The organism is Streptomyces sp. NPDC088252 (genome assembly GCF_044740965.1).
GTDB lineage: Bacteria > Actinomycetota > Actinomycetes > Streptomycetales > Streptomycetaceae > Streptomyces.
In genome coordinates, this window is record NZ_JBIURS010000010.1 from 209,373 (window position 1) to 228,891 (window position 19,519).

Genomic DNA, 19,519 nt, shown 5'->3' on the forward strand with positions numbered 1-19,519 from the left:
TTTCCCCCGGGGCCTGACAGCGTGGAGGAGACGAAGACATGAGTACGAGTACGTCCGCGGAGCCGTCGACCGGGTGGAACACCGGTGATGTGATCGACGGGCTCTACCAGTTGACCCGCCTCGTAGGGCATGGAGGGATGGGTGTCGTCCACCGTGTGCGGCACCTGGGATGGGGCATCGACCTGGCGGTCAAGTCGCCGCTGCCGCAGCACGTGGCGCGCGCCACCGACGTGGAACGCTTCGTGGCCGAAGCGCATACCTGGGTTTCCCTGGGGCTGCACCCGAATGTCTGCAGTTGCTACTACGTGCGCGTGCTCAACGGGGTCCCGCGGCTGTTCGCGGAGTACGTTCGCGGCGGCAGCCTGCGCGATTCCATCGACACCGGCGCCCTGTACGCCGGGGACCCGGAGACGGTCGTCACGCGCATCGTGCGGATCAGCTGCCAGATGGCGCGCGGACTCGAATTCGCCCACGACAGCGGCGTGTTGCACCGTGATGTGAAACCGTCCAACGTGCTGCTCGACAGCGGCGTCGACGGGGTTGCGAAGATCACGGACTTCGGCCTCGCCCAGGCATTGAGCACGGCCCCCGGGGGTCCGTCCGTGGGCGGTCTGACTCCCGCGTACGCGTCGCCGGAGCAGCTCCAGGGCAGGCCGCTGGGCAGGGCGTCCGACGTCTACAGCCTCGCGGTGTCCGTGCGGGAGATGTTCAGCGCGGCCGCGTCGGCGCAGTCCTCCACCACCGTCGGACCGCTGACCCGCGTGACGTACGACAGCTCTCCGTCCGCCGACGCACCGACACGGCAGATGCCGGAATCCCTCGCTCTCCTACTGGACCGCTGCCTCGCGGAGAACCCGAGGTCCCGGCCCGGCTCGATGGCGGATATCGCGAGCGAACTGGAGGCCATCCATGGCCAGTTGGCCCCTGGGGCCCCGCTCCTCGTACCGCCCACGCAGGCTGAACTGAGGGCGGCCGAGTACAACAACCGCGCCCTGTCCCTGCTTGACCTCGGGCAACAGGAGCAGGCCGACGACCAGTTGCGCAAGGCACTCGAAGTGGATCCCCAGCACCTCGACGCAACGTACAACGCGGGACTGTTGCGGTGGCGGCGCGGCGAAATCAGTGACGCCGCCATGCTCTCCGCCCTGCGCGTCGCCGGCCGCCATGCCGAAGAGCCCTGGCACGCACACCTGTTGACGGCGCAAGCGCATCTTGAGCGCGGCGCCGTGGACAGCGCGCGAGAGGTCCTGGAACTGGTCGCGCGTGACCATGCCGATGAACCGGAGACGCGCTCCGCGCGGCAGGCTCTGGACTCCCCGGACCTCGGTCACTTCTCCGCCGCCGGGACGACGTCCGTGCCCTGGTACCCGGACCCGGGCCTCCCGCCCTTCGGCCAGGCCGGATTCACGCGGGACGGAACACGTGTGATCAGCGGAGACGCGAGCGGCGCGACCCGTCTGTGGGACGCGTCCACGGGGGAGTGTCTCCACAGCTGCCGGAACAGCGGGGTCTGGTCCGCCGATGTCAGCAGCATCGACGGCACATTCGGGCTCACGCTCGCCCGCGGTGAGTGCATCCGCCTGTGGAACTTCGCGACAGGGCGCTCGCTCCGTATGTACACCCCGGTCGGAAACGAGACCGTCCGTGCCCTACGCCTCTCCCCTGACCAGGCCAGAGCGTATGCCGTGACGGGGGACGGCGAACTGCTCGGCTGGAATCTCCAGCAGGGTACGACGGCGCCACGCGGCGCGCTGGTTCTCCGAGCGCTCTTGGACAAACGCGCGGCCTTCTCGATGGCGGAGGTGAGCCCCGACGGGGCCATGCTCCTCGTGTACCACGGAGACACTGAAGGCCGCCTGCATCTCGTGTGCCCCGGCTCCGCGGACCTCTCCCGTGCGCTCACGCAATCCTGCGCGCGGGTGTCGGCCATGGCGTGGACCGCGGACGGCGCGCGCGTGGTCGTCGCGAGTGACGACGCGATGGTGCGGGTCTGGAATGTGCGGACCGGCGAGTGCGAGCGTCGCGTGACGACGCTCCCCGGCATCACGGCGCTCGCTCTCGACGAGGAGGCCCGCTGGGCGTTGACAGGGAACGAGGACGGCACCGTCTGCCTGTGGGATCTCACCGAACTGCGCTGCCTTCGTACGCTGCACGGGCACACGGCGGGGGTGTGCGCGGTCTGGCTCTCCCCGGACGGCCGCCACGCGCGGTCGGTCGCCGCGGACAACACCGTCCGCTCCTGGGAACTGTGCGCTCCTGTTCGGTACACGGCCGCACTGCGCGTGAGCCGCCCCCGTCCAGTGGTCGACCTGACCCACTTCGGCGACCGGGCGCGCGAGCTGACGGCCCGGGCCGAGGTGGCCATCGCCGCCACCCACTACCGCTCCGCACACCAACTTCTCGGAGAGGCCCGCGCGTTACCCGGCTACGAGCGTGACGTGCGGCTCCTCCGTGCCTGGCGCGAACTCGCGGACCAGTTCCCCCGAACCGGACTGCGTACGGCGTGGATCAGACGGACGATGTCCGTCCCCGGTACCTCACTGCGCAGGGTGGGGACGAGTCTCTCCGACGACGGTCGATACGCGACGTGCGGGACTCTCTTCGGGGCGAACGTCTGGGATCTGCACAGCGGTGCGACACTGTTCGACCTCGACGACGGGGTGCTGGCGACCAGGCTCGACGCCGGAGGCCGCAGGGCTGCCGGAGTGATGTCCTCGGGAACCATGCGTGTCTGGTCGACGTCAGAGGGGGCGGAGGTCGCTTCGCTCGTCCCGGACGACCCGCACATCCTCACGTCGGCAGCCATCTCCGCCGACCTCAGCCGGGTGGTCGCGGCCGACACCGCTCACGTACTCCACGTCTGGGACCTGGCCGGTGGACGGCGCCTGCGCACGCTCACCGGACACACCTCGCGCGTCAACGCCGTCTGGATCAGCGCGGACCGGCGCACCGCGGTCTCCGGGGCGGACGACTCCCTGCGGCTGTGGGACCTGGCCGACGGCAGCTGCCTGCTCGACATCCCGGTCGATGACGCCTATGCCCCGCGCGACGTACGCGTGTCGGACGACGGCCGGCTGATCGTCGCGTGCGGGGACGAAGCGCCGTACCTGCGCATGTGGACCGGCACCGGGGATCGCGTGCACGCGTTCGCCGAGCAGTCGGACCGGCTGGTGTGCCTGGCGCTGAGCCGGGACGGCCGGTTCGTCTTCGCGGGCGATCTGGCGGGCACCGTGACGGTCCGGTCCGTCCGAACCGGTGACGTGGTGCACACCCTTGAGACAGGGCAGAGCGGGGTGCTCGACCTGCAGGTGACGCCGGACGGGCGGTACCTGCTCGTCGGCGGGCTCGACGGCACGGCGAGCCTGTGGGAACTGGACTGGGAGTTCAGCGTGCCGCACTCCTGAACCCGACCATGAAGAACCTGGGGGAACCTCATGCGCAATGAACTCAAGGTCGCCGACGACATCCGCGCGGAGCTCGGCACCGAGACGATGGACAGACTGCGGAACAACCTGGTGCCCGTGGACTGCCTGACCTGCGGCGAAGAGATCACTGGCGCGGATGTACTCAACCTCGCGATCGACGACGTGAACGTCGGACTCTTCGCCACCCTCCATCATCAGGAATGCCGCCCGTCGGCATGGGTGCACCACACGCCTGAGCAGGCCCAGAACCTCAAGGTCAACCTGACGTGGCGGGCGTGCGTGGTGGACTGGCAAGGGGGGACGCCCGTGCTGCTCGTGAACCCGTCGTGCGAGGCGGCGGTGCTGATCCGGACGAACGCGTTGGCGAACATGTTCGGCAAGGCCTGGAGCATCGGCACGTTGAACACGTACGCGGGTGCCGGATTCGTCTCGCCCGGGCAGGCCTCGTCGGCCCGCGACGTGGAAGGGCTCAAGGCGCGTCTCGAACCGACGCGGCTGACCGTGCTGGCCGAGAGCGGTCCCTTGGAAGGCACTTCGTGGCATGCGGAGATCTCCGCGGCCGGACTCTCCCGAGTACGGACAGCAGGGAATGTCCTGGTCGGGGTGACCACAGCGGTCGACCCGAAGCACGACGCCGTCACCGAAGCACGCCTCAGGGAACTGTCGCGCAGCGATGAGGTGTTGTTCTCACTGGTCCCGGTCGAACGTCCTGAGCCCGAGGTCGACCCGGAGGCCCTGATGGCGGTCATGGAAGTGGTCCGAAGGGGCATGGGTTCCGTGCCCGGCGAGGAGCACATCGCCATGACGTTGATGCTCTACCGCAACGGCAGCACCCTCGGGGCCCTGCCTCGCCCGACGGGGCGCGACCTGTTGGTGGTGGTGTCGATGGTGGCCGGGCTGTGCTGGGGAACCGGGCCCCTGCACGTGATGACCCATGACGATGGCACGGCTCGGCGCATCATGGACAGCTGCCGCAAGGTCTTCGGCCACGGCGGGTTCGTCGTCAGCCGCGTCGGCGAGCCGAGTTTCACGTCGGAACGACGCATCACCATCGGTACCTACCAGGAGATCGCCGCGGCGAGAGCGCGCTTCGACAGCGGCCCCCGCCCGTCCGCCGGCTTCCTGCCGATCGCTCTGGCGGTCGACCCTGTGCCCGACAGCGAGCGCGATGCCGTCCGCAGTCGCTACAGCCGGCTCATCGAACTGTGAAGCCGCAGTTGTCCAACGGCTGCTGCCACTGCGACGCGCTACAGGGCAACGTCCCCGTCCACGACGAGGCGTTGAGCCGCGTCGTCGCGGACGGCGCGGACGGGCCGGACACTGACGGCGTCGGCGATCAGGCAGTCGCGTGTCCCTCCGTGGGCGCCTCCCGGCTGACCGGACCGTGGAGAGCCGCCGCGTGCTCCCAGTCCAGGACGTGCCAGACGCGCGTCTCCGGGTCCTGGAAGTACGCCTTGGTGATGTCACCGGAGTCGACGGCGATCGGCCACTTCCCGGCGTCCACGCCCTGGTAGGGGCTGGGCTGGTTGCGGTAGTCGTTGAGTCCGTCGCCGTTGCGGCAGGCCCTCGATCTCCGCTCCGTAGTGGTGGTTTGCTCGGACGGTGCTCATGGTCACGCGGAATTGCTCACGGAGTCGCGGATCCTTGAAGCCCTCCCGTCACACCAGGCTCTCCCGCCACGCGCGGTGCAGGCCCGCGAACCTGCCCGTTCCGCCGATGAGTTCGGCCGGGGCGCCGTCCTCCACGATGCGCCCGTGCTCCATCACCAGGACCCGGTCCGCGATCTCCACCGTCGACAGGCGGTGGGCGATCACCACCGCGGTCCGGCCGTGCAGCACCGTGTCCATGGCCCGCTGCACCGCGCGTTCGCCGGGAATGTCCAGGGAACTCGTCGCCTCGTCGAGGATCAGCACCGACGGGTTCGCCAACAGGGCCCTGGCGAACGCGACCAGTTGGCGCTGACCGGCCGAGATCCGGCCGCCCCGCTTGCGCACGTCCGTGTCGTATCCCTCGGGCAGACCGGCGATGAAGTCGTGCGCGCCGATCGCCTTGGCGGCCTGCTCGATCTCCTCGCGGGTCGCGTCCGGGCTGCCGAGCGCGATGTTCTCGGCGACCGTCCCGGAGAACAGGAACGCCTCCTGGGTCACCAGGACCACACCCCGGCGCAACTCGGGCACGGCCAGGTCCCGCAGGTCGGTGCCGTCCAGCAGCACCCGGCCGTCGGTCGGGTCGTAGAAGCGGGCCAGCAGCTTGGCGAGCGTCGACTTGCCCGCGCCCGTCGAACCGACCACGGCCACGGTCTGGCCGGCCGGCACCGTCAGGTCGAAGCGCGGCAGCACCTCGCCGCCCGTGCGGTAGGCGAAACGCACCGAGTCGAAGACGACCTCGCGGCCCGGGTGCTCACCCGTGAGCGCGGGCAGCTCCCGCGGCTTCGACGGCTCGGGGACGGAAGGGGCCTGCGCCAGCAGACCCGCGATCTTCTCCAGCGAGGCCGCCGCCGACTGGTAGGAGTTGAGGAACATGCCGAGCCGGTCGATCGGGTCGTACAGCCGGCGCAGATAGAGCACGGCCGCGGCCAGCACACCGAGCGCCAGGGTGCCCGACGCCACGCGGTACGCACCCCAGAGCACGATCCCGGCGACCGCCGTGTTCGCGACCAGCCGGGAGCCGACGACATAGCGCGCCATCTCCAGCAGCGCGCCGCCGTTCGTCCACGCGTGTGTGCTGTTGAGGTCCTCGAAGTGCCGGTCGTTGATCCGCTCGCGGCGGAAGGCCTGGACGGGACGGATGCCGTTCATCGACTCGGCGAACTTCACGATGACCGCGGCGATCGCCGTCGACCGCGCCGCGTAGAGCACTCCGGCCCGCCGCTGGTAGAGCCGTACCAGCAGATACAGGGGAACGAAGGAGAGCACCGCGACCGCGCCCAGACCGAAGTCCAGCCAGAGCAGCATCAGCGAGATGGAGACGAACGACAGGATGACGCCGATCAGTTCCTGCAGACCTTCGCTGAGCAGTTCCCGCAGCGACTCCACATCCGTGGTGGAGCGGGAGATCAGCCGGCCCGAGGTGTAGCGCTCATGGAAGTCCACGCTCAGCGCCTGTGCGTGGCGGAAGATCCGCCCGCGCAGATCGAGCAGCACGTCCTGGTTGATCCGGGCGGATGCCTGGATGAACGCGTACTGCATGCCGCCCGCGGCCACCGAGCACAGTGCGTATCCCACGGCCACCGCGATCAGCGGCCCGTAGTCCTTGTCCCGGAAGGCGGGCACACCGCTGTCGATGGCGTACGCGACGAGCAGCGGGCCCGCCTGTACCGCCGCCTGCTGGACCAGCAGCAACAGGGCGGACACCATCACCCGGCCCCGGTGCGGCAGGAGCAAGGACATCAGCAGTGCGCGGGTCGCACCACGGGGCGTGGGCAGATCGTCCCGGTCGAACCGGTCCCCGGCACCGCCGGCGGGGGACGGGCCCTCGGGCGTCTTGCGCGCATCGCGCCGGTCGGCGGGCCCGGTCGTCGTCGTACTGGTCATCGGGTGCGGCCCTTCTCGGCGGGGACGTCCGGCACGAGGCGGTCCTCGGCGGACGGGTCGGGCAAGGCGTCCTCGGTGAGGGCACCCTCCTGCGCGCTTTTGGCGCCCGCCATCAGCCAGGCGTACTCCGCACTGTCGCGCAGCAGTTCCTGATGGGTGCCGACAGCGGTGATCCGGCCCTCCGACAGCAGCGCCACCCGGTCCGCCAGCATCACGGTGGACGGACGGTGCGCGACGACGATCGCCGTCGTCTCCTCCAGCACCTGCCGCAGGGCGGCCTCCACCAGAGCCTCCGTGTGCACGTCCAGGGCGGAGAGCGGATCGTCGAGCACCAGGAAGCGCGGCCGGCCGACCACGGCGCGGGCCAGCGCGAGCCGCTGGCGCTGACCGCCGGAGAGACTGAGCCCCTGCTCGCCGACCTGGGTGCCGATGCCCTCGGGCAGGTCGTGGACGAAGTCGGCCTGCGCGACCGAGAGCGCGCGCCGCAATTCTTCCTCCCCGGCGCCCTCGGCGCCCATCAGCACGTTCTCCCCGACGGTCGCCGAGAAGAGCGTCGGCTCCTCGAACGCCACGGACACCAGCTCGCGCAACTCCTGACGGGGCATGGTGGTGATGTCCCTGCCGTCCAGCGTGATCCGTCCCGCGGTGGCCTCGTGCAGCCGGGGCACGAGGGCGGTGAGCGTCGTCTTCCCGGAACCCGTGGCCCCGACCAGGGCCATGGTCTCGCCGGGGCGGATGCGCAGATCGATCCTGGACAGGACGGGTTCGGAACCGGCCTGCGCGTCGGGGTAGCGGAACTCCACGCCCTCGAAGACCATCTCGCCGTGGCCCGGCGTGTCCTTCGGAGCCGGGCCGTCGGCGGTGGCCGCGTCGTCCTCCTCGGCCACGTCCATCACCTCGAAGAACCGCTCGGTCGCCGTCGCCGACTCCTGGCTCATCGCCAGCAGGAAGCCGATCGACTCGATCGGCCACCGCAGCGCGAGTGCCGTGGAGAGGAAGGCGACCAGGGTGCCCGCCGAGAGCCCGCCGTCCGCGACCTGGACCGTGCCGAGGACCAGCGCCGCCCCGATGGCCAGCTCCGGGATCGTGGTGATGGCGGCCCAGATGCCCGCGAGGAGACGCGCCTTGTCCAGCTCCGTGCTCCGCAGCCGCTGCGAGAGGGCCCGGAACGCGAGGGCCTGGCTGCGGTGCCGTCCGAAGCCCTTGATGATGCGGATGCCGAGCACGCTCTCCTCGACGACCGTCGTCAGATCGCCGACCTGGTCCTGCGCCTTGCGCGCCACGAGCGAGTACTTCGTCTCGAAGATCGCGCAGATGATCACCATCGGCACCACCGGGGCGAGCAGCACCAGCCCCAGCGTCCACTGCTGCATCAGCAGAATGATGAAACCGACCAGGATCGTCGTGCCGTTGACCAGCAGGAACGTCAGCGGAAAGGCCAGGAACATGCGCAGCAGCATCAGGTCCGTGGTCCCGCGTGACAGCAACTGCCCCGACGGCCAGCGGTCGTGGAACGCCACCGGCAGCCGCTGCAGATGCCGGTACAGGTCGGCCCGCATCGCCGCTTCGACCCCCGCCAGCGGCCGGGCCACCAGCCACCGCCGTATCCCGAAGAGCAGGGCCTCGGCGATGCCCAGCAGCAAGAGGTACAGCGCGCCCAGCCAGACACCCCCCGGATCACGGTCGGCCACCGGGCCGTCGACGATCCACTTCAGTACGAGAGGGATCACCAGGCCGATGCACGAGGCGACTATCGCGACCAGCGCGGCGCCGAACATGCGGTTCCGCACCGGCTTCACATAGGGCCACAGCCGCAACAGTGAGCGTACGGTGGACCGTTCCTTGGGCTCTGCATCTTTTTCGGGCATCGCAGGTGAGCCTACGGTTCACCACTGACATCGCTCATGTGGTTTTTCGGCCGTCCGGTGGTGCCGGAGCCCCGGACCGGATCCCGTGGGACCCGCAGGTCGTACCCCGTATCAACCGATCGGCCGATGTCCGTTCGAGCGCGATGGACGATGGTGCGCCGGTGCCCGCGACACGATGCTCTTGGGCATGGCAATCATCGAAGTGGACGGGGTGCGCAAGGCCTACGCCGGGCGCCCCGCCGTGGACGGAGTGAGTTTCGCCGTCGACGAGGGGGAGATCTTCGGGATCCTCGGACCCAACGGCGCGGGCAAGACCACCACCGTCGAGTGCGTCGAGGGGCTGCGGGTTCCCGACGCCGGAACGGTCCGCGTCGCCGGTCTCGACCCCGTCGCCGACCACGACCGGGTCACCCGGCTGCTCGGCGCACAACTCCAGGAGAGCGAACTCCAGCCCAAGCTGACCGTGGCCGAGGTCCTGGAGCTGTACAGCGCCTTCTACCCGGAGCCCGCCGACTGGCGCGCGCTGGCCGAACGGCTCGGTCTGCACACCAAGTACGGAACCAGGTTCGCCAAACTGTCCGGCGGCCAGAAGCAGCGGCTGTCCATCGCGCTCGCCCTGGTCGGCAACCCGAAGGTCGTGGTCCTCGACGAGCTGACCACGGGTCTGGACCCGCGGGCCCGCCGGGACACCTGGAAGCTGATCGAAGACGTACGCGACAGCGGCGTGACGGTCCTTCTGGTCACCCACTTCATGGAAGAGGCCAGCCGGCTCTGCGACCGTCTCGCCGTGATCGACAAGGGCAAGGTCGTCGCCCTGGACACCCCGTCCGGCCTGATCAGCAGGGCCGGCAGCGCCACGGTCATCTCCTTCACGCCTTCACAGCCGCTCGACGACACCGAGCTGGGCCTGCTGCCCGGCGCGGTCTCCGTCGAGCAGAACGACGGCCGGATCGTCATCAACGGCACGGACGAGACGGTCAACGCGGTGATCTCGCTGCTGGCCCGCCACCGCATCACCGCACACCAGCTCCGCGTCACCGAGGCAACGCTCGACGACGCCTTCCTCGACCTCACAGAACAGGCGGCCTGAGATGACCACGGCGAACCCGGCCACGGCGACGGACACGCCGACCCCATGGGCGGCGGTGCTCAGGACCGAGACGCGGCTCTTCCTCCGCGAACCCGGCAGTCTGTTCTGGATCCTCGTCTTCCCGACCGCGCTGCTGACGATCCTCGGCCTGATCCCGTCCTTCCGGGATCCCGACGAGGCGCTCGGCGGCCGCCGCGTCATCGATCTGTACGTACCGGTGTCGGTGCTGCTCGCCGTGATCATGGCCGGGATCGGGGCCATGCCGCCCGTCCTCACCGGCTACCGCGAGCGCGGGATCCTGCGCCGGATGTCGACCACTCCGGTGCCGCCGTCCGCCCTGCTCACCGCGCAGATCGCCCTGCACGGCGCCGCGGCTCTCGGCTCCGCCGCGCTGGTGATGACCGTCGGCCGCGCCGTCTTCGGCGTGAGGCTGCCCGGACAGCCCTTCGGCTACGTCCTGGCGCTGCTCCTGGCGACCGCGAGCGTCCTCAGCCTCGGCGCGCTGCTGTGCGCGCTCTCCCGCACCACCAAGGCATCCTCCGCCATCGGAACGGTCGCCAACTTCGTGATGATGTTCACCGCCGGGGTCTGGATCCCGGTGCAGACCATGCCCGACACGCTCCGGCGCATCGTCGAGGTCACCCCGTTCGGCGCGGCCTCCCAGGCACTGGACCGGGCGGCGTCCGGCGGCTGGCCCGGCTGGGTGCAGCTCGGCGTCATGGCGCTGTGGGCGGCCGTGGTGACCGGGCTGGCGACCCGGCTGTTCCGGTGGGAGTGAACGTCCATGGGGGAGAATCCCCCCATGGACGCGGGGGACACGGCACAGGAGGGCGCGACCGGAGCGACGACGGCCGCGCAGTGGTGGGAACGGTTCTTCCGGTACGGGCCGTACGGCCTGCTCGGCCTGGGCACCGCGGTCTCTGCCGTGTCCGCCGGTCTCATCATGTCCCGCTCGGACGTGTACGCCGTCGCGGCGCTGGTCCCGGTGGCGCTCGTCCTCCAACTCTGGTGGGGGCGGGTCCGTCCGAGTGTTCCCGCGCAGTCGCGGGCGGCGCAGTTCTACTTCGTCGCCCGGACGTTGCTCGCCGCCGCACTGACCTCGTGCAACCCGTTCTTCTCCATGTTCGCGGTGCTCGGCTACTTCGACGTCGGCCGGCTGCTTCCGCAACGGGCCATGCGCGCCGGGCTGCTGGTCACCGCCGTCATCATGGCGGGCGCGCAGTCCGGCAGCGGCCTCCCGCCGGCCGACCTCATGAACTGGATCGCCTTCGGCGTCCTCTTCGCCCTGCACGCCACCCTCACCATGGTCTTCGCCCAGATCGGTGACCGGGAGGCCGAGCAGACCCGCGCCCGGGTCGACACCATCGCCGAACTGGAGTCCGCCAACGCCCGCCTCGAACAGGCCATGGCGGAGAACGCGGGCCTGCACGCCCAACTTCTCGTCCAGGCCCGCGAAGCGGGCGTCGCCGACGAGCGGCGACGGCTCGCCGCCGAGATCCACGACACGCTCGCACAGGGCCTGACCGGCATCATCGCCCAGCTCCAGGTGGTGACCTCGGTCGCCGACACCGACCCGGCACTGGCCCGGCAGCACCTCGACCGTGCGGCCGCCCTCGCCCGGCACAGCCTGGGAGAGGCACGCCGCTCGGTCCACGATCTGGTCCCCGCCGCCCTGGAGCACGACGACCTTCCGGGCGCGCTGAAGAAGACGGTCACCGGCTGGGGGGAACGCCAAGGGATCCGGGCCGAGTTCACCGTCACCGGGACCGTCGAGCCGGTCCACGACGAGATAGCCGCCACCCTGCTCCGCATCGCCGAGGAGGCCCTCGCCAACACCGGCCGCCACGCACGGGCCTCGCGGGTCGGCGTCACCCTCTCCTTCATGGGCGACGAACTCACCCTGGATGTACGGGACGACGGCCGCGGCTTCGACCCGGCCGCCCTGCAGCCGTACAGCGGCGCGGGGGGTTTCGGGCTCGGCGGCATGCGGGCCCGCGCCGAACGCGTCGCGGGCATCGTCGAGGTGGAGACGGAGCCGGGCCGCGGCACGGCGGTCTGCGCCCGGGTGCCACTGGTTCAGGACAGTCGATGACCAGTACGGTTGGCCTGCCATGGCTGAGGAACCCGCACGCGTCATCACGCTCGTCGTCGTCGACGACCACCCCGTCGTACGGGACGGTCTGCGCGGCATGTTCGATTCGGCCCCGGGGTTCCGGGTCCTCGGGGAGGCGTCGAACGGGGTGGAGGGTGTCGACCTCGTGGCCCGGCTCGACCCCGATGTCGTCCTGATGGACCTGCGGATGCCGGGCGGCGGCGGAGTAGCCGCCATCGCCGAACTGGCCCGGCGCGGTGACCGGTCCAAGGTGCTCGTCCTCACCACGTACGACACCGACTCCGACACCCTGCCCGCGATCGAGGCCGGTGCCACCGGCTATCTGCTCAAGGACGCCCCGCGCGACGAGTTGTTCAACGCCGTCCGAGCCGCCGCCGATGGCCGCACCGTCCTCTCGCCCGCCGTCGCCTCCCGCCTCGTCTCACGGGTGCGCAGGCCGGCGGCCCCGGACAACGACGCGCTGTCGGCCCGTGAGCGCGAGGTGCTGGCACTCGTCGCGAAAGGCACCTCGAACCGTGCGATAGCCGCCGAGCTGTTCATCAGCGAGGCCACGGTGAAGACACACCTCACCCACATCTTCGCCAAGCTGGGCGCCAAGGACCGGGCCGCCGCCGTCGCGATCGGCTACGACCGCGGCATCCTCGGCTGACGCCCGCGCCCCGCCGTTCACTCCCCGACCCGCAGCAGCAGCACCGATCTCTCCGGTACGGTCAGCGTCCCGCCACCGGGATGGACGGTGCCGGGGGCCGCCTCCTGGTCCTCCCGCGAGGTGTCCAGGACGAGTTCGTAGCTCTGCGCCCAGGGCGGCCCGGGGAGCACGAAGCCGCTCGGCCGGTGGTCCGCGTGCAGGATCGCCAGAAAGCTGTCGTCCGTGACCGGTTCGCCGCGCGCGTCCCGGCCGGGGATGTCGCGCCCGGAGAGATAGAGCCCGAGCGTGGCCGCCGGGGCGTACCAGTCCTCCTCCGTCATCTCCGCGCCCTGCCGGGTGAACCACGCCAGGTCCCGCAGTCCGTCCGCCGCCTGCGCCCGCCCGGAGAAGAAGGCGCGGCGGCGCAGTACCGGGTGGCCGTGGCGCAGGGTGAGCACCCGTGAGGTCAGCTCGGTCAGCGCCCGCCACTCGGGCTGGTCGAGCAGCGACCAGTCCACCCAGCCGACCTCGTTGTCCTGGCAGTAGGCGTTGTTGTTGCCGCCCTGTGTGCGACCCATCTCGTCGCCCGCGACCAGCATCGGCACCCCGGTGGACAGCAGCAGAGTGGTGAGCAGATTGCGCAGCTGGCGGCGGCGCAGCGCGTTGACGCCTTGGTCGTCGCTCTCGCCCTCGGCCCCGCAGTTCCAGGACCGGTTGTCCGAGGTGCCGTCCCGGTTGCCCTCGCCGTTGGCCTCGTTGTGCTTCTGCTCGTAGCTGACCAGATCGCGCAGGGTGAAGCCGTCGTGCGCGGTGATGAAGTTGACCGAGGCGTACGGGCGCCGGCCGCCCCAGGCGTACAGATCGCTGGATCCGGTCAGCCGGTAGCCGAGATCCCGTACGTCGGGCAGGGCGCCGCGCCAGAAGTCCCGTACGGCGTCGCGGTAGTGGTCGTTCCACTCGGTCCACAGCGGGGGGAAGGCGCCCACCTGGTAGCCGCCGTTGCCGACGTCCCACGGCTCGGCGATCAGCTTCACCCGGCGCAGCACCGGGTCCTGGGCGATCACCGCGAGGAACGGGGAGAGCATGTCCACGTCGTGCATCGAACGGGCCAGCGCCGCCGCCAGATCGAAGCGGAATCCGTCGACGCCCATCTCCGTGACCCAGTAGCGCAGCGAGTCGGTGATCAGCCGCAGGACGTGCGGCTGGACCACGTGCAGGGTGTTGCCGCAGCCGGTGTAGTCCGCGTACCTGCGGGCGTCGGGCTGGAGGCGGTAGTAGCCACGGTTGTCGATGCCGCGCAGTGACAGCATCGGGCCCAGTTCGCTCGCCTCCGCGGTGTGGTTGTAGACCACGTCGAGGATCACCTCGATCCCGGCGTCGTGCAGGGCTCGCACCATCCGCTTGAACTCACCGACCTGCTGGCCGGCGGTCCCGCTGGCCGAGTAGTCGGCGTGCGGGGCGAAGTAGCCGATGGAGTTGTAGCCCCAGTAGTTGTGCAGGCCGCGCCTGAGCAGATGGTCCTCGTGGGCGAACTGATGTACCGGCAGCAGTTCCACCGCCGTCACACCGAGCCGGAGCAGATGGTCGAGCGCCGCCGGATGGGCGAGACCGGCGTAGGTGCCCCGCAGTTCCTCCGGGATCCCGGGGTGCAGCCTGGTGAAGCCGCGCACATGGAGCTCGTAGATGACGGAGTCCGCCCACGGGGTCTTGGGGCGGCGGTCCTCGGCCCAGTCGTCGTCGTCGTGGACGACGACACCCTTCGGCACGTACGGGGCGGAGTCCCGTTCGTCGCGCACGGTGTCCGCGACCTGCTGGTGCGGCCAGTCCCTCACATGGCCGTACACCTCGGCCGGGAGGGTGAACGAGCCGTCCACGGCGCGGGCGTACGGATCGAGGAGCAGTTTCGCCGCGTTCCACCGGGCACCGGTCCAGGGGTCCCAGCGGCCGTGCACCCGGTAGCCGTACCGTCGGCCCGGCCGTACGCCCGGCACGAATCCGTGCCGGATCTCATGGGTCAGCTCGGTCAGCGCAAGGCGCGTCTCGTTTCCCTCCTCGTCGAAGAGGCAGAGCTCGACGGCCTCCGCGCCGCCCGCCCAGAGCGCGAAATTGGTGCCCGCCACGCCGTCGGGGCCGACCCGGAAGCGGGCTCCGAGCGGTGTCGGCGCGCCGGGCCACACGGTGGGCGGACGCCCCGTCACGGCCTGTCGCGCGCGCTCCCGCACGGGCGCCGTCTCCGTCTCCTGCGCTGCTTCCTGCTCGGCTGCGCTCGACACCTGCTCGCCTCCCGCGGCTCGTGGGGATCCGCACCGAAGAGGAGCGCACGGCGTCCCGGCCGCGGCTCCCCGAGTGTGGTCCTCCCCCTTGTTCTGCCCACCCGTGCGCCCGCGCTCACGTTTCCCCCGACCGGCCCCCGTCGTTGGGGGGACGTGAACCACGTAGCGAAGAGGGCGGTGGCGAACGCGGCCACCGCGCCGACTTGGGCAGGACTGCTCGTCGTGCTGGCTCTGCTGACCGGCTGCACCGGCACCGGAACCGTCTTCGAAGGGAAGGCGCGCTCCCCGCAGGACGCGATCCGGATCGTCCCGGAGGACGGGGCCAGCAACGTCGGCCCCGACGACCGGATGGAGGTGGAGGTCCCCGACGGGCGGCTGGAGAGCGTCAGGGTGACGCGGATCGAGGACGCGCAGAGCCAGGAGGTACCGGGCCGGATCGCGCGCGACGGCCGCTCCTGGACACCCCGGGAGAAGCCGGCCCGGCTCGGGCTCGCCGCCAAGTACCGGGTCGACGCGGTCGCCCTGGACGGCGCCGGACACCGCTCGGCCCGCCACACCACCTTCACCACGGTCGTCCCCGAGCACCGCTTCATCGGCTACTTCACACCGGAGAACCGGTCCACGGTCGGCACCGGAATGATCGTCTCGTTCAACTTCAACCGCCCGGTCAGGAATCGTGCGGCCGTGCAGCGCGCCATCCGGGTGAGCGCGGATCCGGCGGTCGAGGTGGTGGGGCACTGGTTCGGCGACAGCCGCCTCGACTTCCGTCCCGCCGCCTACTGGGTGCCGGGCACCGAGGTCACCGTCAAGGTGGGGCTGCGCGACGTGGAGGGCGCGCCGCACGTCTACGGCTCCCAGGACAAGACGGTCTCCTTCGAGGTGGGCCGTTCCCAGATCTCCCGGGTGGACGCGGCCGCCCACACCATGGAGGTGCGCCGCGACGGCCGGCTCCTGTCGACGGTCCCGATCACGGCGGGCTACCCGGGCATGGAGACGTACAACGGCAAGATGGTGGTCAGCGAGATGTACGACGTGACCCGGATGGACGGCCGGACCGTCGGCTTCGGCGGCGAGTACGACATCAAGGACGTCCCGCACGCCCTCCGGCTCACCGACTCCGGCACCTTCCTGCACGGCAACTACTGGTCGGACGAGGGCGTCTTCGGCTCGACCAACGTCAGCCACGGCTGCGTCGGGCTGCGCGACGTGCAGGGCGGCGGCGACGACACCCCGGCCGGCTGGTTCTTCGACCGGACCCTCGTCGGCGACGTGGTCGAGGTCGTCAACTCCAGGGACAAGCAGGTCGCACCGGACAACGGGCTCGGAGGCTGGAACCTGAGCTGGGCCCGGTGGAAGGCCGGCTCCGCCCTGCGCTGAGGCGCCGTCAGAGCGGCCGGGGGCCCGTCCGGCGGACGAGGACGGGCCCCCGGCCGGTCCCCGCGGTACGCCGTCCTCCGTCTCACCTGGTGAAGTCCTGGACAACTTGGGACTGAACGGTGACATCCGCAGGGTCAACTCCGCCGGTTCGGTGTGATTATCTTTCGCTGAGCGCGCATGTGCAGCGCGCGGGGGCGGGAACCTGTGGGTTCCCAGGGCCTTGGCGGGGCCGGGCCGTGTGAGGGGAGACGAGCACATTGAACGGGCAGCCGATATCGGGGACATCGGCCGGGGCGCACAGCGGGGGGCGGCGCGAGCGGCGAGCCACCGGGACGCTGGCTCTGGTACTTGGCGCGGTGCTGTTCCTGGTGACCGCGTGCGGCGGGGGAGACGCCGGTGACGCGGGCAAGGGCGGAAAGACCGAGGACACCACGGCCTCGCAGGCCGTGGTGACCGTCGCGCCGAAGGACGGGGCGGACTCCGTCGCCACCAGCGGGGCACTGAAGATCTCGGCCGCGCAGGGGAAGCTGACCACGGTCAAGGTCGCCGACCCCAAGGGCGCCGAGGTCGAGGGGAAGATCGCGGCGGACGGTGCGAGCTGGACGCCGGACCAGCATCTGGCCGCCGCGACCAAGTACAGCGTCCACGCGGTCGCCAAGGACGCGAAGGGCCGTGAGTCGGCGAAGGACACCAGCTTCACGACGCTGGTCCCGCAGAACACCTTCATCGGGCAGTACACCCCGGAGGACGGCTCCACGGTCGGTGTGGGCATGCCCGTCTCCATCCACTTCACCCGGGGCATCACCGACCCGGCCGCGGTCGAGAAGGCCATCAAGGTGACGGCCGAGCCGTCCGTACCGATCGAGGGCCACTGGTTCGGCAACGACCGGCTCGACTTCCGCCCCGAGGCGTACTGGGCCGCCGGTACCAAGGTGACCGTGAAGCTCAACCTCGACGGCGTCGAGGGACGCCCCGGTGTCTACGGCAAGCAGGCCAAGACGATCTCCTTCACCATCGGCCGCAGCCAGGTCAGCAGCGTCGACGCGAGCACGCACCGGATGAAGGTCGTCCGCGACGGCAAGCAGATCAAGGACATCCCGATCTCGGCGGGCGCCCCCGCGACCACCACGTACAACGGTCAGATGGTCATCAGCGAGAAGCTCAAGGTGACCCGGATGAACGGGGACACGGTGGGCTTCGGCGGCGAGTACGACATCAAGGACGTGCCGCACGCGATGCGCCTGTCCACCTCGGGGACCTTCATCCACGGCAACTACTGGGGCGGCTCCGGTGTCTTCGGCTCGGCCAACACCAGCCACGGCTGTGTCGGTCTGCAGGACGTGCGCGGCGCGTGGAGCAAGAAGACCCCGGCGGCCTGGTTCTTCGACAACTCGCTCATCGGCGACGTCGTGGTCGTGAAGAACTCCAAGGACCGGACGATCCAGCCGGACAACGGCCTCAACGGCTGGAACATGTCCTGGGCGGAGTGGACCAAGTAGCTCTCGTCGTACGGAACACGAGCGGGCCCAAGCTGTGACCGACAGCACCGGGCCCGCTCGCGTCAGGGGCGGCGGAGCCCGCTCGCTGTCGTGCACCAGGCCGTAACCTGCCTCTCATGACCGTAACCCTCGAAGTACGCGACGGCGTCGGCACGATCCTGCTGGACCGCCCGCCCATGAACGCCCTGGACGTCGCCACCCAGGACCGGCTGCGTGAACTCGCCGAGGAGGCCACCCGACGCGACGACGTCCGCGCCGTGGTCCTCTACGGCGGCGAGAAGGTGTTCGCGGCGGGCGCGGACATCAAGGAGATGCAGGCGATGGACCACACGGCGATGGTCGTACGGTCCAAGGCGCTGCAGGACTCCTTCACCGCGGTGGCCCGGATCCCCAAGCCCGTCGTCGCCGCAGTCACCGGCTACGCGCTGGGCGGCGGCTGCGAGCTGGCGCTCTGCGCCGACTTCAGGATCGCCGCCGACAACGCCCGGCTGGGCCAGCCGGAGATCCTGCTCGGGCTGATCCCCGGCGCGGGCGGCACCCAGCGGCTCGCCCGGCTGATCGGTCCCTCCCGGGCCAAGGACCTGATCTTCACCGGCCGCCACGTGAAGGCCGAGGAGGCCCTGTCGATCGGTCTGGTGGACCGCGTGGTGCCCGCCGCCGAGGTGTACGAGCGGGCGCACGCCTGGGCCGCCGGGCTGGCGAAGGGGCCGGCCCTCGCGCTGCGCGCCGCCAAGGAATCCGTCGACGCGGGGCTGGAGACGGACATCGACACCGGGCTCACGATCGAGCGGAATTGGTTCGCGGGTCTGTTCGCCACCGAGGACCGGGAGCGCGGAATGCGCAGCTTCGTGGAAGAGGGGCCGGGCAAGGCCAAATTCCTCTGAGCGAACGCCAGTTGGGCACAGGTTGACGCGGGTTCATCCGTGCGGGCGGATTGGCCGGACCTTGAGGGGCCCTTGAGGTCCGGCTGTCCGAAGAGGCTGGCAAAGTCGCCCGGACGGGATATCCGTGCAGGTCAACAGGGGTGTGAGGGGCGTCATTCTGCCACTGGCATATGCCGATCGACCTCTGCGGAATGATGTATTCCGGGGTGCGGATTCCCTGGGAACGGCCCCGGAGCGCCCGCCTTGCGGCCATGATGGTGTGCATGGCGGGCCTGGAGGGTGTGGAGCAGCCGCGACCGCGCAGCGGCGCGACGGCGGCGCGATGGATGCCGACCATCGAGGACGAACAGGCGTTCAAGGCGCTGGAGTTGTTCGGGAATCCGGCGGAGGGGGAGGTCCGGCTGCCGTCCCGCCCGGAGTCCGCGGCCACCGCCCGGCGGCTCACCTCGTGCGTGGTGCTGCGTCAGTGGGCGCTCCCTGCGCAGACCGCCGAATATGCCGTGCTGCTCGTCTCGGAGCTCGTCGGCAACGCCGTGCGGCACACCGGCGCCCGGGTCTTCGGGCTGCGGATGCTGCGGCGTCGCGGCTGGATCAGGATCGAGGTGCGCGACCCCTCGCGCGGGCTGCCCTGCCTGATGCCCGTCCAGGCGATGGATGTCAGTGGGCGCGGGCTGTTCCTCGTCGACAAGCTCTCCGACCGGTGGGGAGTGGACCTGCTGCCGCGCGGCAAGACCACGTGGTTCGAGATGCGGATCTCCGACCGCTGACCCCGGCGGCCCCGTTCCGGATGCACAGAAGCCCCCGGTCCGCCGTGGTGGGGCGCTTCGGG

At 70.5% G+C, this 19,519-nt stretch carries 14 protein-coding genes; 10 read left to right on the forward strand and 4 right to left on the reverse strand.

The window, feature by feature from the left end:
* Window positions 1–38: 38 nt before the first annotated feature.
* Window positions 39–3,404 (forward strand): protein kinase, encoded by a 3,366-nt coding sequence (locus ACIOHC_RS22255; RefSeq protein WP_401843645.1) that lies wholly within the window; start codon window positions 39–41, stop codon window positions 3,402–3,404.
* Window positions 3,405–3,434: 30 nt separating this feature from the next.
* Window positions 3,435–4,634 (forward strand): hypothetical protein, encoded by a 1,200-nt coding sequence (locus tag ACIOHC_RS22260; RefSeq protein ID WP_389636702.1) that lies wholly within the window; start codon window positions 3,435–3,437, stop codon window positions 4,632–4,634.
* 127 nt (window positions 4,635–4,761) lie between these two features.
* On the opposite strand, the gene ACIOHC_RS22265 is transcribed toward ACIOHC_RS22260, so the two are convergent.
* The 3 genes from ACIOHC_RS22265 to ACIOHC_RS22275 form a co-directional block, all read right to left on the reverse strand.
* On the reverse strand, window positions 4,762–4,929 hold the full coding sequence (locus tag ACIOHC_RS22265; protein ID WP_389636701.1) for a hypothetical protein: 168 nt from the start codon (window positions 4,927–4,929) through the stop codon (window positions 4,762–4,764).
* 154 nt (window positions 4,930–5,083) lie between these two features.
* The gene (locus ACIOHC_RS22270) at window positions 5,084–6,958 is read right to left on the reverse strand and encodes an ABC transporter ATP-binding protein (protein WP_401843647.1); all 1,875 of its coding nucleotides are present in this window, start codon (window positions 6,956–6,958) and stop codon (window positions 5,084–5,086) included.
* A complete protein-coding gene (locus tag ACIOHC_RS22275) occupies window positions 6,955–8,826 on the reverse strand; it encodes an ABC transporter ATP-binding protein (RefSeq protein WP_351074673.1) in 1,872 nt (623 codons plus the stop codon). Before ACIOHC_RS22275 ends, ACIOHC_RS22270 begins: the two co-directional genes overlap by 4 nt.
* A gap of 187 nt (window positions 8,827–9,013) precedes the next feature.
* Between ACIOHC_RS22275 and ACIOHC_RS22280 the strand changes: the two genes are divergently transcribed.
* From ACIOHC_RS22280 to ACIOHC_RS22295, 4 genes are read left to right on the forward strand one after another with little or no spacing between them, the layout of a single operon-like run.
* The gene (locus ACIOHC_RS22280) at window positions 9,014–9,916 is read left to right on the forward strand and encodes an ABC transporter ATP-binding protein (protein ID WP_351074672.1); all 903 of its coding nucleotides are present in this window, start codon (window positions 9,014–9,016) and stop codon (window positions 9,914–9,916) included.
* Window position 9,917: 1 nt separating this feature from the next.
* Window positions 9,918–10,694, forward strand: a complete 777-nt coding sequence (locus ACIOHC_RS22285; RefSeq protein ID WP_365691001.1) for an ABC transporter permease — start codon at window positions 9,918–9,920, stop codon at window positions 10,692–10,694.
* Window positions 10,695–10,700: 6 nt separating this feature from the next.
* A complete protein-coding gene (locus ACIOHC_RS22290) occupies window positions 10,701–12,008 on the forward strand; it encodes a sensor histidine kinase (RefSeq protein WP_401843652.1) in 1,308 nt (435 codons plus the stop codon).
* Between the two features lie 19 nt (window positions 12,009–12,027).
* Entirely contained in the window at window positions 12,028–12,678 is a 651-nt protein-coding gene (locus tag ACIOHC_RS22295; RefSeq protein WP_351074666.1) for a response regulator transcription factor, read from the forward strand.
* A gap of 17 nt (window positions 12,679–12,695) precedes the next feature.
* Here ACIOHC_RS22295 and glgX read toward each other — a convergent pair whose 3' ends face one another.
* Window positions 12,696–14,930: a glycogen debranching protein GlgX gene (gene glgX, locus ACIOHC_RS22300; protein WP_351074664.1), complete on the reverse strand. Its 2,235-nt coding sequence runs from the start codon at window positions 14,928–14,930 to the stop codon at window positions 12,696–12,698.
* Window positions 14,931–15,083: 153 nt separating this feature from the next.
* Here glgX and ACIOHC_RS22305 point away from each other — a divergent pair, with 153 nt between their 5' ends.
* The 4 genes from ACIOHC_RS22305 (at window position 15,084) to ACIOHC_RS22320 (ending at window position 19,457) form a co-directional block, all read left to right on the forward strand.
* Entirely contained in the window at window positions 15,084–16,307 is a 1,224-nt protein-coding gene (locus tag ACIOHC_RS22305; RefSeq protein ID WP_365690999.1) for an Ig-like domain-containing protein, read from the forward strand.
* Between the two features lie 257 nt (window positions 16,308–16,564).
* Window positions 16,565–17,806: an Ig-like domain-containing protein gene (locus ACIOHC_RS22310; protein WP_351074661.1), complete on the forward strand. Its 1,242-nt coding sequence runs from the start codon at window positions 16,565–16,567 to the stop codon at window positions 17,804–17,806.
* A gap of 116 nt (window positions 17,807–17,922) precedes the next feature.
* Window positions 17,923–18,690, forward strand: coding sequence for an enoyl-CoA hydratase-related protein (locus ACIOHC_RS22315; RefSeq protein ID WP_351074659.1), 768 nt, complete (start codon window positions 17,923–17,925; stop codon window positions 18,688–18,690).
* Between the two features lie 251 nt (window positions 18,691–18,941).
* The gene (locus tag ACIOHC_RS22320) at window positions 18,942–19,457 is read left to right on the forward strand and encodes an ATP-binding protein (protein WP_351074731.1); all 516 of its coding nucleotides are present in this window, start codon (window positions 18,942–18,944) and stop codon (window positions 19,455–19,457) included.
* Window positions 19,458–19,519 lie beyond the last annotated feature (62 nt).